Source organism: Peptococcus simiae (assembly GCF_046569735.1).
Taxonomy (GTDB): Bacteria; Bacillota; Peptococcia; order Peptococcales; family Peptococcaceae; genus Peptococcus; species Peptococcus simiae_A.
Window position 1 is genome coordinate 21,506 of record NZ_JBKICG010000022.1, and the last position, 15,200, is coordinate 36,705.

General features: G+C 55.2%; 11 protein-coding genes. 2 read left to right on the forward strand and 9 right to left on the reverse strand.

The genetic code is table 11. From position 1 onward, the window contains the following. Positions 1-22 precede the first annotated feature (22 nt). The 9 genes from ACLGL1_RS08625 to ACLGL1_RS08665 all read right to left on the reverse strand — a co-directional run bounded on the left by ACLGL1_RS08625 (position 23) and on the right by ACLGL1_RS08665 (position 12,506). The gene (locus ACLGL1_RS08625) at positions 23-1,468 is read right to left on the reverse strand and encodes a copper amine oxidase N-terminal domain-containing protein (protein ID WP_411008277.1); all 1,446 of its coding nucleotides are present in this window, start codon (positions 1,466-1,468) and stop codon (positions 23-25) included. 114 nt (positions 1,469-1,582) lie between these two features. Continuing rightward, positions 1,583-3,751 carry a CehA/McbA family metallohydrolase gene (locus ACLGL1_RS08630; RefSeq protein ID WP_411008278.1) on the reverse strand — a complete coding sequence of 723 codons (2,169 nt, stop codon included), beginning with the start codon at positions 3,749-3,751 and terminating at the stop codon, positions 1,583-1,585. 135 nt (positions 3,752-3,886) lie between these two features. Further along, a complete protein-coding gene (locus tag ACLGL1_RS08635; protein ID WP_411008279.1) occupies positions 3,887-5,188 on the reverse strand; it encodes an ABC transporter substrate-binding protein in 1,302 nt (433 codons plus the stop codon). Positions 5,189-5,218: 30 nt separating this feature from the next. After that, positions 5,219-6,103: a carbohydrate ABC transporter permease gene (locus tag ACLGL1_RS08640; RefSeq protein ID WP_411008280.1), complete on the reverse strand. Its 885-nt coding sequence runs from the start codon at positions 6,101-6,103 to the stop codon at positions 5,219-5,221. Between the two features lies 1 nt (position 6,104). Continuing rightward, positions 6,105-6,980 carry a carbohydrate ABC transporter permease gene (locus tag ACLGL1_RS08645; protein WP_411008281.1) on the reverse strand — a complete coding sequence of 292 codons (876 nt, stop codon included), beginning with the start codon at positions 6,978-6,980 and terminating at the stop codon, positions 6,105-6,107. Positions 6,981-6,988: 8 nt separating this feature from the next. After that, positions 6,989-8,059, reverse strand: coding sequence for an ABC transporter ATP-binding protein (locus ACLGL1_RS08650; protein ID WP_411008282.1), 1,071 nt, complete (start codon positions 8,057-8,059; stop codon positions 6,989-6,991). Positions 8,060-8,686: 627 nt separating this feature from the next. Further along, the gene (locus ACLGL1_RS08655; protein ID WP_411008283.1) at positions 8,687-9,886 is read right to left on the reverse strand and encodes a CapA family protein; all 1,200 of its coding nucleotides are present in this window, start codon (positions 9,884-9,886) and stop codon (positions 8,687-8,689) included. A 260-nt stretch (positions 9,887-10,146) separates the two neighbouring features. Next, on the reverse strand, positions 10,147-12,261 hold the full coding sequence (locus ACLGL1_RS08660; RefSeq protein WP_411008284.1) for a heavy metal translocating P-type ATPase: 2,115 nt from the start codon (positions 12,259-12,261) through the stop codon (positions 10,147-10,149). A 17-nt stretch (positions 12,262-12,278) separates the two neighbouring features. Continuing rightward, the gene (locus ACLGL1_RS08665) at positions 12,279-12,506 is read right to left on the reverse strand and encodes a hypothetical protein (protein WP_411008285.1); all 228 of its coding nucleotides are present in this window, start codon (positions 12,504-12,506) and stop codon (positions 12,279-12,281) included. Between the two features lie 270 nt (positions 12,507-12,776). On the opposite strand from ACLGL1_RS08665, the gene ACLGL1_RS08670 reads away from it, so the two are divergent. Next, the gene (locus ACLGL1_RS08670) at positions 12,777-13,361 is read left to right on the forward strand and encodes a helix-turn-helix domain-containing protein (protein WP_411008286.1); all 585 of its coding nucleotides are present in this window, start codon (positions 12,777-12,779) and stop codon (positions 13,359-13,361) included. Between the two features lie 256 nt (positions 13,362-13,617). Beyond that, a complete protein-coding gene (locus ACLGL1_RS08675) occupies positions 13,618-14,895 on the forward strand; it encodes an MFS transporter (RefSeq protein WP_411008287.1) in 1,278 nt (425 codons plus the stop codon). Positions 14,896-15,200 lie beyond the last annotated feature (305 nt).

A 15,200-nucleotide genomic window follows, 5' to 3' on the forward strand; every position in this document is an offset into this window, starting at 1 on the left:
CAAGGCCGGTTACTTTTATATTTTAGTAGTTTTTAAAAATGACGCTGGCAGTCGTCCCATCGTTATTTTGGGTGGTATTCACGTTAAAGCCCATGGACTCTGCTGCAAAGCGGACCGGAATCATGGTCCGACTGGCAGAGGCCTGGATATAGGGGGCCACGTCCATGGCCTTGGTCTGCCCGTTGACGGTGTAGTTTTTACTCCCGATGGGCATGATAATTTCATTGCCGTCTAAGCGGATGGTTACCCGGTAAGTGTTGTTATCAAAGTCCACCTTGGCCCCAAAGGCTTCAGCCACTGCCCGCAAGGGAACGAAGGTCCGGTCATTTTTGATGATGGCCGGGGCATCGATGGTTTTTTTCTGGCCATTGATGAGCATATCGGTAGAATTGATATTCATGATAACCCCGGTTTTACCGCGGGGCACGCCGGGCACACTCCAGGGCTTATCAGACCCGGACTGGTCCACAACGGTCAAGGTTTGGGTATCGGTCCGGCCACCGGCTACAGCGGTGACGACGACTTTTTCGCCAACATACTTGTCATCCTTCTTGATGGTAAAGCCGCCCTTGGCCCGGCCGGCTGTTTCCATAGCGTTCCCGGTATAGGTAAAGACAGCGGTTGCGGACACGTCCATGGTTTCGCCATCTTTATTTTTCAGGTAGACCTTGGGTTGGACGGTTTCGCCCACTTTAACCTTGCTGGAGGGGTATTCCAGGACCAGGGCGGTGGGGTTGCTGAAGTCCCCGCCGACAGGCACTTTTAGGGTTAATTCATCGACAATGGTATTGCCGGTGACATACTGGATTTCATAGTAGGCGGCCCCCTTGGCCGGGGTCAGGCGGAGGGTTAAAAGCTTGGACCCGGACCGGGTTCTCAGCCCCCCTTCTGTAATGGCATAAGTGACTGCGTCCCGGCGGTCTAACCGCTTGCCGTCCTTGTCATAGGGGATTAGCTGGAGGAAGTCTTCACCGGAAGGTTCATAAGCCCGGTCAAAGCGGATGTTCAGGTCCTGGCTGCCCTTATCCCGGATAATGGTGGCTTCTTCCACCTGCATTCTTTCAGGCTTAACCTTGACGCCGTCTAAACTCACGACTTCTTGAATATTTCGGTCCCTTCTATCCGCCGGAATAATATCCACAATGAGCTTATCCCCGCTCCGCAAATCTTTGAAAATAGGATACTGCTCAAGGCTCAGCTCAATAATGTCCTTGCTGGTCCTGTCAAACTCGCCGAGTGTCAGGGTCTTTTCAGTCCCGTTATTCAACCGCAGGGTCACCCGGTAGACGTCCTTGGTCCTCATCCCCTTGGTGAAGATGATGACCTTATCGGTCCCCTGGGAGAATCCGTAGACGTTCACGCTCCGGGTTTCATCTGCCGCCTGGGCGACTTCCGGCCCCAGGACAGGACCGGCGGTGGAAAAGAGTAGGGTGAATGCCGTCAAGCCGGCAATTAGTTTTTTACGCAACACGACCTTTGCCTCCTTAAAAGAATCGTCACTAATAGATGGTCCCATTATACCATAGAGCAGGCCGGGGGACAATTCGACCGGTTTAACAAAAAAGTGACAATTCCCGCCGAATCAGATCAGGGGGACCAGGGCGGCCAAGTTGGGGACCAGGTCATCAGCTAGGTCGATTAGCCTTTCCTCGGCGCTGACGGTCCCAGTCAGGGCATAGAAGCGCTGGCAGAGGGCGCCCAGCCGCATATCCCGGCAGCTGTCGCCGACGAAGACCATTTCATCTAGGGATATGCTGGCCTGGTCCCTAAAGGCCAGGAGGCCGGCGGCCCGGGGCTTGGCCGGGTACCGGTCGCCACTGATGACCATGTCAAAGTAGTGGTCCACGCCCAGGAGGCGGAGGGCTTCATGGGTCAGGTCCGCATCATCAGAGGTCATGACGGCCATGCGGATGCCCCGGTCTCGCAAGTGGTCCAGGAGGGGCCGGAGGCCCTCAATGGGCTGAATGCTTTCCGGATGGGCGGTCATGTAGGCCTTGTACTGGTCGTGGAGGTCAGCCGGGGCAACCGGGACCGGGCTATGGGCGGACAGGGCCTGGGCAATTTCAGCCAGGGTGCCGCTGGCCAGGGGGGAATCGGGCATGACGCCGCCACCGGCCACCAGGCCGACAGCGGCCCGGCAAGCCGGGGCCTTGTCGCCGGCAACCCGGTCAATGAAGGCGTCGGTGGCCTTTTCCCAGAGGTCGCTAAAGGCCATGAGGGTGCCGTCCTTATCAAAGACCACGCCCCGGACCGGCGGGTTGATGGCCTTTTCCAGGTCATGCCAGGTGTAGAGCCGCTTACCTTCTTCGGCGCTCTCCCAACGGATGGGGTTGGTCGTGGCGAAGAGTTCGCCTTCGGCATTCCGCCAATCGACCCGGACCCAGTGGCCCTCTTCCGGCAGGACCAGGGTGCTGGACGCCCCCTCCCTTTCCGCTGCAATGCCCCCATCGATGATCCACTGGTGGTAGGCCGGCTCAGGCCGGTGCGGGTCTTTTTCCACGCCGACCGGTTCATCGGCCAGGCCGCAGCAGAGGGTCACGCCGGGGGCCAGATCCCGGCCGGTCAGGGCCGGTGGACTGGCCTGGCTTTGGCCCTGGGCATCCTTGGTGACGGTCAGCCAGGGCCGGCCGGCCCGGGCAATGGAGGTGTGGCCGGCGGCCAGGCCCGCTTCCAGGGCCTTGAGGCTCCCATCCCGGGCGTAGACCCAGGTGATGGGGTTGCCCAGCCGGGTCAGCTCGCGGGTTTGGGGATAACGGTCGCCCAGGGGCAGGTGGGCATCGCTCCCGCCCAGGCCGGTCAGGTCGACACCGCCATTCCACATGGCGGACCAGGCCCGGAGGGCTTTTTCATTGGCCTTGGAGGCCGTTTTATAGCTGAGGTCGTTGATGATTTCAATATAGGCAAAGGTCTCCAGGGGAATGCCGGGCAACATCATCCGCCAGGGGGCCATAAAGGGGTGGTTGAGGCAGAGCTTGGCCCCCTGCCGGCGGACCGCCTGGTGGAGGAGGACCTCCACCTCGCCGGGACTGGCCGTCCCCAGGGGCCTGTTCTTATAGGGCGACCCCTTGCTGAAGTGGGCGTTAAAGTGGCCAAAGGCGGTGGTGACCTCTACACTGGGCAGGACCAGGACCCCCTCGTGGTCGACCCAGGCGGTGGGGTAAACGGAATGGTCGGTGGCGGCGAAAAAATCCAAGCCATAGCGGCGGGCGGTCTGGACATTGTCTGCCTGACTGCTGTGGCCGTCAGAGGCCCGGGTGTGGGTGTGGAAGTCGCCGGCCAGCCAGCCGCCGTGGCCCAGGGGATCTGCCCACCAGTCCAGGCCGGAGGCGCCAACAGCATCGTCCGCTTCACCCAACCAGCTGACCGCTTCCCGGGCCTCTGCCGGCCGGGTCAGGTCTGCCTCATACCGGTCCCGGTCGTCATAGGCCACAGCGGTGACGGTAAAGGGGATAAAGCGGGTCTCTTCCGCCGGGTCCATCATGGGGTTAAAGAGGGTGTAGGTCCGGCCCACCAGGGGCAGGCAGTGGGGGCTGGTCAGGGCCAGAGTCGGCCCAAACCAGAGGTCGGCATCCTGGCCAAAGTGCATGAGCTGGCCCCGGAGCCGGTCCTCTTCATCGTAAAGCAAAACGTTCATCAGGGCCCGCCGGTCCGCTTCAAAGATGAGCCGAAAGCCAACGGTACCTGCCGGCAGGTCAAAGCTGACCTGTGATTCGGCATGTGTAATCTGGATTGTCTTAAAGACCTGTCCCATGGGTCTATCTCCCCTTCTCTATTTGTCGGTTTGATTATACGCCTTTTCTTGCCGGCCTATACATAAAAAAGACCCCCGGTGCCGGCACCGGGGATCCAAATAACCAGACTCGAGCCGGTTCATGCCCAGCCGGTTTTATTTGCTATTGACTTCATCCAAGGCAGCCTGGGCCTCTTTTTGCGCCGCATCTAAGGCTTCCTTAGCGGGCACGTTTTCCAGTTCCAGTTTGTCGGCAGCCTTTTTCAAGGCGTCGGTGATCTTAGACCCGGTCGGGTCGAAGAAGGCCGGGCTGGCGTGTTGGGCCTGGTTGTAAGGCACTGCTGCATAGGGGTTTTCTTCTAAGAATTTCTTGTATTCTTCTACTTCCAGGGCAGCCTTCCGTACCGGAATGTAGCCGATTTTTTGGCTCCATTTGGCGCAGACTTCCGGGCTGTTGAAGTAGGCCATCCATTCATAGGCGGCTTTTTTCTGTTCATCAGTGGCGATTTTTGGCACGACCATGTAGAGGCTGCCGGCACGCGGTTTGGGCTCATGACCGTTGAAGCCCGGTTGGACGCAGGAATCGATGATATTGAAGTCCAGGTCACCCTTGTCGCCGGAGGACCCGGTGTAACCGATGGCCACGCCATTTAAGACGTTGTCAATGGTCCGGCACCAGTATTCCCAACCCTGGCCGCCGGATTCAATTTTCATGGTCTTGTCGTCAAAGATTTGCTTGCGAACGAAGTCCCAGCTTTCCACCCATTCCGGGCTGTTGATAAGGACCTGCTTGCCATCGTCAGATAAGATTTTCCCGCCGGCAGACAGGGCAAGGTCCATGAGGTTTTCTTCATCCCACATGAAGAGGTGACCATACTGGACAAGGCCCTGGTCCTGGAGCTGCTTGGAGCTTTCATAGACCTTTTCCCAGCTGGAGTACATATCCTTGGGGTCAACGCCGGCCTGGGACAGGAGGTCTTTCCGGTAGTAGCAGACCTGGGTGGTCCCGTAGGCGGGCAGGGCCATGACCTTGCCGTCCTGAACAGCCGGGTCCATGAAGACTTCCAGGTAGTCGTCCTTCGGAGTCCGGTCATCCATGACATCATCTAGGGGAGCAATGATGTCCCGCTGGGCCAGTTCCTGCATGTTATCTGAAATAAAGACAGCCGGTGCCTGCTTGCTGGCCAGGGCGGCCTGGACCTTTTGGAAGGTGTCGCTGTAGCTCGGTTGCTGGACCCCGGTCACCTTAACCTTGTCCTGGGAAGCGTTAAAGTCTGCAATAATCCCTTCCATGGTTTCCCCGGCTACAGAGCCCAGGCCATACCAGAACTCAATTTCTACCGGACCATCGCCGCTGGCAGCAGAGGTTTCCTCCTTGGCTGCCGGAGAGCAACCGGCGGTGAAGAGCAGGGCCCCGGCCAGGGCCGTTGCCGTTAAACGTTTTACCCAACTTGTCATCTTGTCAATCCTTTCCCTTTTGCTTGGGGCTCAACCCTTGAGCCCACTGTCACTAATTCCTTTGATGAACCACTTTTGCAATACAATAAATAATATCAACAACGGCAATACAGAAAGGGTATTGGCCGCCATGAGCCTGGGCAGGTTTTCCTTAAAGTTCCCCTGACCGGTGAAGAAGGTGTTGAGCCCCACGCTGATGAGCATCTTGCTCTTACTGGTGGTAATCAAGGAGGGCCACATGTAGTTGTTGTACATGTTGACGAAGTTAATGAGCCCTGCCGTAATCAAGGTGGACTTGGAAAAAGGCACCACCACCCGGAAGAGGACTTGCCGCTGGCTGGCCCCTTCAATCTGGGCCGCCTGCAAAAGCTCCCGGGGCACGCCCTTAAAGTTCTGCACCAAGAGGAAGATGGTAAAGACACTGGCCAGGTTACTGACAATGAGCCCGGTTAAGGTATCCAGGAGGCCCAGGTTGGCCAGGATCACATAAGAGGGCACATAGGTGGCCGCCGTCGGCAGCATATAGGTCAAGAGGATGGCCCCGTAAAAGAGCTTCTTGCCCGGGAACTGGTAAAAGACAATCCCGAAGGCAAAGAGGACACTCAGGAGCAACTGGACCAGGACAATGACAATGGCCGTAAAGGCTGAGTTAAAAACATAGAGGTCGAAGGGAGCCATAGACAGGGCCCCGGCAAAGTTCGACAGGTTCGGCACCGTCGGTAGCAGGCTGGCCGGGTTGCTCATGATGTCATCAGCTGTTTTAAAGGAGTTGGAAAACATCCATAACAGGGGATAGACCATGGCAATACTGGAGATGGCCAGGGCCAGGGTCTTGGCCACCCTTTGCCAATTGCGTTTTTTCCGCGGCTGCCGGGCCCTTGCGCCGACAAGTGTTTTTCCGCTGACTTGTTCCACGTTATCCCTCCATATGACTAATGCGGTTGTTGACGACTTTCATGGCCACAGCCAGGACCGCGGTCAAGAGGACAATAATCACTGCCAAGGCCGTAGCGGTACCAACGTTAAATTGTTCAAAGGCATACTGGTAGTAGAGGTAGAGAAGGGTCCGACTGGCCCCGGCCGGCCCACCCTGGGTCAGGACACTGATCTGGTCATAGGCCTGGATGGCATCAATCAGGCTGACAATGGCCAAGAAGAAGGTGGTCCCGGAGACCATGGGCAGGAGGATCCGAGTGATCTTCTGCCATTGGTTGGCCCCTTCCAGCTGGCCCACTTCATAGAGGGCCTCCGGAATTTTTGACAGGGCATCGGCATAGAAGATCATGGCCCAGCCGGCATTCTTCCAAATGGTCACCAGCATGACCGCCGGCAGGGCCCAGATCGAACTGGACAGCCACATGATGGGGTCAATGCCGAACTTCCCTAAGAGGACATTGATGAGCCCCTCAGGCCGGTACATCCAGCTCCAAACGATGGACATGGCCACCATGGGGGTCACCCAGGGAGAGAATAAAAAGGCCTGGAAGAGGGGCTTGCCCTTAACATTCCGGTAAAGGAGCACAGCCAGGAGAAAACCGATGGCCAGGGTCGGGATGACCGTCCCCAGACCAAAGAAAAGAGTATTCTTCAGGGCCGAGTAAAAGGCCTGGTGAGTTAAGATATTGCTGTAGTTTTCCAGGGCCACGATGTTATAATCCGGCGAAATATAATCCCAGTCCGTAAAGCTGATATAGAGGCAGACGAAAAGAGGAATAAACCAGAATACAATCAAAGGCAGGGCCGGCGTCAGGATATAGGCGATAAACTCGCCCGGAGACATTTTTTTATCCATGGGCCCTCCTACAAGCGTGCGCCGGTCTGCTGGTCAAAGAGGTAGAGGGCCTCCAGGGGGAAGGTCAGCTTTAACCGGTCCCCCTCCTGGAAGGGCCCGTCTGCGACCCCCCGGCGGATAATCACCCGGCTACCGTCAATATTGACATAGAGGTTGTAGTCGGCTCCCAGGAGCTCGGCCCGTTCAACAGTGGCCGCCACCCCTTGGTCAGCATGCTTGGCTAATTCAACGGTTTCCGGCCGGATGCCCACAGTGACCTGGCTGTTTTTGGCAGCCACATCATCGGTCACATCACAGAGCCGCTGGCCATCCTTCATGTGCAGGCAGCCATTGTGGATATCCCCCTGGACAAAGTTCATGGGCGGGGTCCCGATAAAGCTGGCCACAAAGGCATTGGCCGGGTTGTTATAAATCTCTTCCGGCGTGCCCACCTGCATGATATGCCCGTCCTTTAAGACCACAATCCGGTCCCCCATAGTCATGGCCTCGATTTGGTCGTGGGTGACATAGATGGTTGTAGCCCCGACCTCCCGGTGGAGGTGGACAATTTCTTCCCGCATCTGGCCCCGGAGCTTAGCGTCCAGGTTACTCAGGGGTTCGTCCATGAGAAAGACCGGCGCCTGGTTGACAATGGCCCGGCCCAGAGCAACCCGCTGCTTCTGGCCACCGGAGAGGTCAGCCGGTTTCTTATCCAGGTAGTTATCCAGGCCCAGTATCCCCGACGCCCGCCGGATTTTTTCATCCCGGGCCTGCTTGTCTTCCTTACGGATCTTCAGCCCAAAGCCGATGTTGTCATAGACCGATAAGAAGGGGAAGAGGGCATAAGACTGGAAGACCATGGCCACCTGCCGGTCCTTAGGCGGGCGGTCATTCATCCGTTCGCCGCCAATCATGAGGTCCCCCTCGGTAATATCCTCCAGGCCGGCAATCATCCGCAGCGTGGTGGACTTACCACAGCCGGAAGGGCCTACAAAGACGATAAATTCACCCTTCTCAATATCCAGGTTAAAATCATGGACCGTATAGTCTGCATTGTTTTCGTACTTCTTGCGAATATTTTTCAGTTCAATAAAAGCCAAGCAGCCCGCCTCCCTGTATTGGTCGTCATTTATTTCAACAAGAAACATTCTAACAAGACCATGTAAAAGGGAAACCCGGTCGAGGTATGGGATCTGTAAATTTTCTGCAGACAAAAAAGCACCTGCTAAAAAGCAGGTGCCCGGATGTCCGAATCAGTTGTCATGCCACATCTTTATGGTCAGGAGCCTTTTTTAAGGTACTTCCGATGCATGGATAGGATAAACAGTATTTCAGTTTATTTGCCTCCAATAATATATGACAAAGGTGTAATCAATTATTATGGATTTTTGACCGTCAACTTGCAACAGATACAGGTGTGAAGCTCCATCATTCGCTAAAGGCGTTCTCTCTGGTGGTGCACTGATTCGGTTCTTCTTGCTCTAAGATTATCATATTGTTCAGACTAATGCAACAACTATTTTCTCCTCAGCTTAATTTTCTTTCTTCAACCTGAAAACCAGACTATGCCTCCAAGCCAATGTTAATAATGATGCTCTTCCTTAACTAACCTCATTACAAGTGCCAGCTAAGCCGGTATGACCTGTAAAGCAGGCCCATCATCAGGCTACAACTATAGCCAGTCTGGTGTCAGCTAGCCCTTGTAGGTTCCTTTTCCTTGTTTTTACTTAACCCTTCTTCCCCGGCTCGGTTGGGAGCCGTTGGCTTAGGATTCCTTCTGCCCGGGCCTGGAGGGTTTTCATGTAGGTTTTTTCCTGGTCAGTCAGGTCATCGGCGGCCAGGAAGTCTTGGATGAGGCCGGCTTCGTATTTTTTGCCGCCGGTTTTTGTATTGATGTAGACGGTGCTGGGCAGGAGCTTGGCCTCTTTGACCCGGGCCCCCTCTTGGTCTTTTTCCAGCTGGAGCCGGAGGAAGCAGCCGATTTCGGTATCGATGGTACCCAGGAAGGCGGCTCTTTGGTTGGACATGGCGTTGCCCAGGGAGTAGGCGATATAAGCCCGGCGGCCGTCCTGGTCAATCCATTCAGCCGGGGCAATGACATGGGGGTGGGACCCGATGACCAGGTCGGCGCCGGCGGCGACCATTTCCCGGGCCAGCTGTCTTTGCTCGGGGCTGGGCAGGGTTTGGTATTCAATCCCCCAGTGGGGGAAGACGGCGACCAGGTCGGCACCGGCCTGGCGGGCAGCGGCAATATCCTGGCGGACGAGGTCTATCTTCAGGGGGGAGAGCCGGGCCAGGTCTTGGGCAGCCAGGGCGACTTCATTGCCGTTATACATGTCAGCGTAGTTTAAGAAGGCCACTTGAATGCCCTGGATATTTTTAATATAGGGAGGCCTGGCCGGGCCGGGCAGGTAGCTGCCAAAGTGGTCGACGCCGGCCTGGTCCATGGCCCGGAGGGTCTTATCATGGGAGGGGAGGCCGGCGCCATCCAGGGCGTGGTTGCTGGCGGTGGCCAGGGCACCGAAGCCGGCTTCTTTCATGGCCGGAATGGCCTCGGTGGGGCTATTAAAGACGGGATAGCCGGCATAGGGCATATCCGGGTCACAAACGGTTTCAAAGGTAATGGTGGCAAAGTCAGCCCGGGCCAGGTGGGGCCTCATCCGGACAAACATATGGGAGAAGTCATAGGGCGGAACCACTCGCTCATACTGGGGGGAGTAGGTAATGGGGTGGAAGACGATATCCCCGCCACAAAGGACTTCGGCTCTTTGCGGAAACAAGACTTCATATTTTTCTTTGACCGGGGCTTGTTCTAGATGCCGGGCGGACCGGTAACCGGTAAGGCCGACCAGCACGAGCCCTGCAACAGTTATAGCTACAAGGACAACCACTAGGGCTAAAATTAATCGATGGCTTAATTGCTGCATAGGGGACTCCTTTACCGGGCTCAGCCTGCTTACATTTTCAAAATCAGTAGGGGTCCTCTAAAGGTTATCATAATTAGGAGTCATATGCACTATGCTTTTGTTTTTTATCCGCCACCCAGCCAAAGCCTACCACTAACTTATAGATGTATCTATTCATCCAGGGATAGGAAAAGCACCCCTTACTTGGTATCCAAGAAAGGGGTGCCAGTTCAATCTAAGCAGAAAAGTTCCTTCATTGTCGCATTTGAGCGATCATACGATTACTCTATTAGGGCCTGCTGGGCCTTTCTTTCTCGGGGAGAAAGGAGGGGTTGGCAGGCTGCATAGCCCAGGGCTGCTGTAGACACATTGTGCCAGAGGGCTGTGGAGGTGGGCTGCATGACCCCGGTAGCCCCTAAGATCAGCAGGCCGGTATTGATGGTAAAGATCCGGTTGAAGTTGCTATCGATCCGCCGCATAAGCCGGAGGCCCAGGTGGCGGGCGGTCACCAGGGCAGACAGGTCACTCTGCAGGAGGGTGATATCGGCCACTTCCCGGGCGACGTCAGAGGCATCTCGCAGGGAGACCGATACGTCTGCCTGGGCCAGGGCGGGGGTATCATTGACACCGTCGCCGACCATGATGACCTTCTTCCCCTCAGCCTGTAATTCTTGGACCTTGCTGGCCTTGTCTTCCGGCAAGACTTCTGCAAAGTAGCGGTCAATCCCCAGTTCATCGGCAATCCGCTGGGCAATGGGGGCTCCGTCGCCGGTGAGCATGACGATGTTTTTAATCCCGGATTGGCGCAGACCGCGGATGACTTCCTTGGCCTCTTCCCGAGGCGGGTCCTGGATGCAGATAAAGCCGACCAGGCTATCGGCCACAGCCAGGTAGACGCAGGAGAAGCCGCTGCCTTCTTCATGGATGGCTGCTTCCGCCGCTTCATTGAAGACGATGCCCTTATCCTCTTCTAAGAAGTGCCGGCTACCGATGCGGACCGTTTGGTTCCGCCATTCGGATTCAATACCGTGAGCCACCACATATTTGACATCGGCGTGTTCTTCCCGGTGCTTGAGCCCTTCTTCCTCTGCCTGGAGGACAATGGCCCGGGCCAGGCTGTGGGGGAAGTGTTCTTCCAGGCAGGCCGCTAACCGGAGGACATCGTCTCGGTTCATCTCTTCTGTCAGGGGGATGACCTTCTTCACCTTGGGGGTGGCGCAGGTCAGGGTCCCGGTCTTGTCAAAGACAATGGTATCGGCCTCGGCCATGGCTTCCAGGTACTTCCCACCCTTAATCATAATCCTGTTTTGGGTGGCTTCCCGCATGGCCGAAATAACCGCCAGGGGGGTGGCCAGTTTAATGGCACAGGAGTAATCGACTGTGAGGGCAGAGAGGGCCTTGTGGCCATCCCGGGTCAAGAGCCATACAATACCTGCAAATAAGAAACTATAGGGCACAATCCGGTCGGCCAGGGCCTCTGCCTTGGCCGCTGTCCCGATTTTTTCATCTTCTGCCCGTTCAACCATATTTAAAATATACTGGATTCGGCTTTCTTCCAGTAATTTACGTACGCGAATCACCAGTTCACCTTCAGCAACGGCCGTACCGGCATAGACCGAGTCACCGACCTGCTTGACCACCGGCGCACTTTCACCGGTTAAGGTTTGCTGGTTGACACCTGCTTCACCGCTAACGATTTCGCCATCTAGGGGAATCATTGTGCCTGCCCGAACGATAATTTCATCGCCAACCTGCACGTCAGAGATACTCTTTTGGACTTCCAGCCCATCCTCGAGCCGGACCCAAACCGTATCTACATTCATAATCAGGGCCGTCGTTAACGCATTCCGCGTCCGCTGACGGGCATATTCTTCAAGAATATCCGAAATGCTTAAGAGGAACATAATTGAAGAAGCACTGTGATAATGACCAAAGGCCACAGATAAACCGATAGCCGCCCCATCTAAGACATCTACATCAAAGCGCCCTTGACCTAGAGATTTTAACCCCCGCCATACATACCGGATAGCGGAATACACCGTTAAGGCCTTATAGACCGGCATCGGCATAAGCCCTTTCAGGAAACGGGCCATAAAGGTCTTACTCAGCATCCCCTTAAAGGTTAGACCAATTTTGACATGCTGGTCCTGCTCATGAAGGGGCACCGGTGGGCACTCATCAAGATTAATCGCTTCAATAGCGGTAACGAGGCTATCGTTATTACCACAATGGCGCACTAAAATAGAACCGGTCAGATAGTTGACGTCCACTGAAAGGACGGCCGACATCTGACCGATCACATGACTTAAAATATAGCTGTCATCTTCACTGATAGCAAAACGCGGTGCACGTAATCGTAAATAACCTGGAAGAGCAGTAACCACCTGGTAATTCATTTACCAGCACCACCCTTCTAGTTGTTATCGCATTCACGCTGTTCTTCAACTAAGTCTTCCGCTTCTTCTTTCATCAATTCTAATTGATAAGCGGCATCCTTTTGTAACTTCATGGTAGAAGCCACAGATTGAACAGCAAAGTTACGGACTGGTTTACTCGTTAAAACTTTACGACCGATAACCCCGGTTACCAAACCACCTGCAAAAAGAACTCTTTTGTGGCAGAGAAAGTCTCTAATCATCATCTATTTTCCCTCCCTTCTTTACATGAATGAAGCCGGGTATATACATGAATATCCGGCCAGAGATCCACAATGCTAACCTCTTAATTATATATGTTACTCCAATGCTAAACTAAAATCAAGGATATAATTTTTAAACGTTAATATTATCACTTTTTAATTAGTTAACCACAGGTAATTATGACTTTTAGGCAAAATTTCCTTGAACTCTACGCCCCGTTGATTGCACCGGCAGACCAGGGCTTATATACTAGGGGTGAAAGGAGGGCTGTTATGGATGCCCAAAGAATAGGCCAACTCATAAAAAGCCAGCGCCAGGGCAAGGGCTTGACCCAACGGCAAGTGGCTGACCAGTTACATATCAGTGACAAGACTATCTCCAAGTGGGAGTGCGGCGCCGGAATCCCGGATATCTCCCTCCTCCCGGCCCTCTCTAACCTCTTAAATATTGACCTAGCCAGTCTACTCCAGGGTGATTTAAATATCAATCCCCAGTTAGGAGATAATATGAAAAATACCTGCTTTTACCTCTGTCCCCACTGCCAGAACCTCATCATCAGTACCGATAAAAGCGCAGTCAGCTGCTGTGGCGAAAGGCTCACCGCCCAGCCGGCCAAAAAAGCCGCCCCCGGCCAGGCCCTGACTGTCGAGGTCATCGAAGACAGCTACTACATCTCCAGCGACCACCCCATGACCAAGGACAACTACATCGCCTTCCTGGCCCTTTTAACCGGCGACAGCCTCTTTCTCCGGAAACTCTACCCGGAATGGAACCTGCAAAGCCGACTGCCTAAGCTGGCCCATGGCCGCCTCCTCTGGTACAGCAAGGCGGAAGGCCTCCGCTACCAACTTCTTTAGGCCAAGCGGCGGGTAAAAAAACAAAAAACACTTCTTTCCCCTTGCTTTTATATATCCCTTCAGCTATAATGCAGATACAATTGAAATGACCGGCGTGCTGGCGGATTATGTGAATCAACACAGTGCACCCGGACCCATCATAGCCGACCGCCTGGGCAACTCATTTATTGGGTTGCTTTTTTTATTGCCCAGCAATATAAAAGGCAGCCAAATCGCTTGTGCCGTCTATAGACATACATCTGATTTGGAGGTCAACATGACATTCTCACAACTGCTTGAAAACAAATGGCTGCGCGCCGCCCTACCTGCCCTACTCATCCACTGCAGCATCGGGACCGTTTACTGCTGGTCCTCCTTTGCCGAAAACCTGGCCGAGAGCCTACAGGTGACCAGCCAGGTCATCGGTGGGGCCTTTAGCCTGGCCATTTTCTGCCTGGGCATATCTGCCGCCTTTGCCGGCCCCTTTATTGAAAGGAATATCCACCGGGCCTCCGGCCTGGCCTGCCTCTTCTTTACCAGCGGCCTTGTAGGCACCGGCTTAACCATCAGCCTGGCCCCGGTCCTGGGCAGCCGGCTGAGCCTCCTGGGCATCTACCTCTTTTACGGGATCATCATGGGCATTGGCCTGGGCATTGGCTACCTGACCCCGGTCAAGACCCTCATGCTCTGGTTTGCTGACCACAAGGGCCTGGGTACCGGGATTTCCATTATGGGCTTCGGCTTAGCCAAGGCCATTGCCAGCCCCTTAATGAACTTTTTACAGGACCAAGTGGGCCTTTCCACCATGTTCTATATCCTGGCCGGCCTTTATTTCACCATGATGTACGCCGGCCACCTGCTCCTGAAAAAGCCCGACCAGCATGACGAAAAAGCCGTCAGCGACCCCATCAACCGCCTGGCCCTCTTCCGCAGCAAGACCTTCCTGGGCATCTGGCTCATGTTTTATTTAAATATCAGCTGTGGCCTGGCCCTCATTGCTTACGAAAAGCCCCTCCTCCAGACCACTGCCCTGGGCCTCGTCGCCATCAGCCTGGTCCAGTCCCTGACCGCCGGGGCCAACGCCTCCGGCCGGCTCGTCTTATCCACTTTGAGTGACCGCCTGGCCGACCGCAACCAGATCTACAAGCTCATCTTCTTTGCCTGCCTGGTGGTCTGCGGCCTGGGCCTCAGCCAGGTCGGCGGCGCAGGGGTCATCATCCTCATGCTGGTCATTGTCAACACCAGCTACGGCGGTGGCTTTAGTACCATGCCTGCCCTCCTGGCCAGCCGCTTTGGCATGACCCATGTCAGCACCATCCATGGCGTTGTCCTCTCCGCCTGGGCCTTTGCCGGCCTAACCGGCAACCAAGTCGCCGCCCTGATTTTGAAGCACTTTGGCGACTACCAGCCCCTCTTCCTCTGCCTGGCCCTCCTCTACGGCCTGGGCTTCCTCATCTCCCACTTCCTCGTTAGCCCGGCAAAGGCCCCGGCCCTGATCCCCCAACAAACGGCCCCCCTTGCCAAAAGAGAATTGGGCCGGTCCACCGGCCGATAAGCCCTTGATCCATCTTAAAGCTAGCAAGCAAAATATAAAAAGAACGGCCCCCTAAAGTTGGACCAAGGAATCTAACTTTAGGGGGCCGTTTATGTAGAATGGCTCCTTCTTTGTATGTAACCGCCACCGACCGCCTGTCAGTGTACGGGCATTAGAGCAGTAGACCGGAGGGATTAAGATAGGGCTATCGGTTCTCCTGGAGTATCGGAATAAGATAGGCCCTGCACCCCTTGCTCCTCATGCGCCCATTCCCTGCCTTCTTACAAGAGCAAAAATAGGTCGTCGCTCCGTTGCGAACAAAAAGG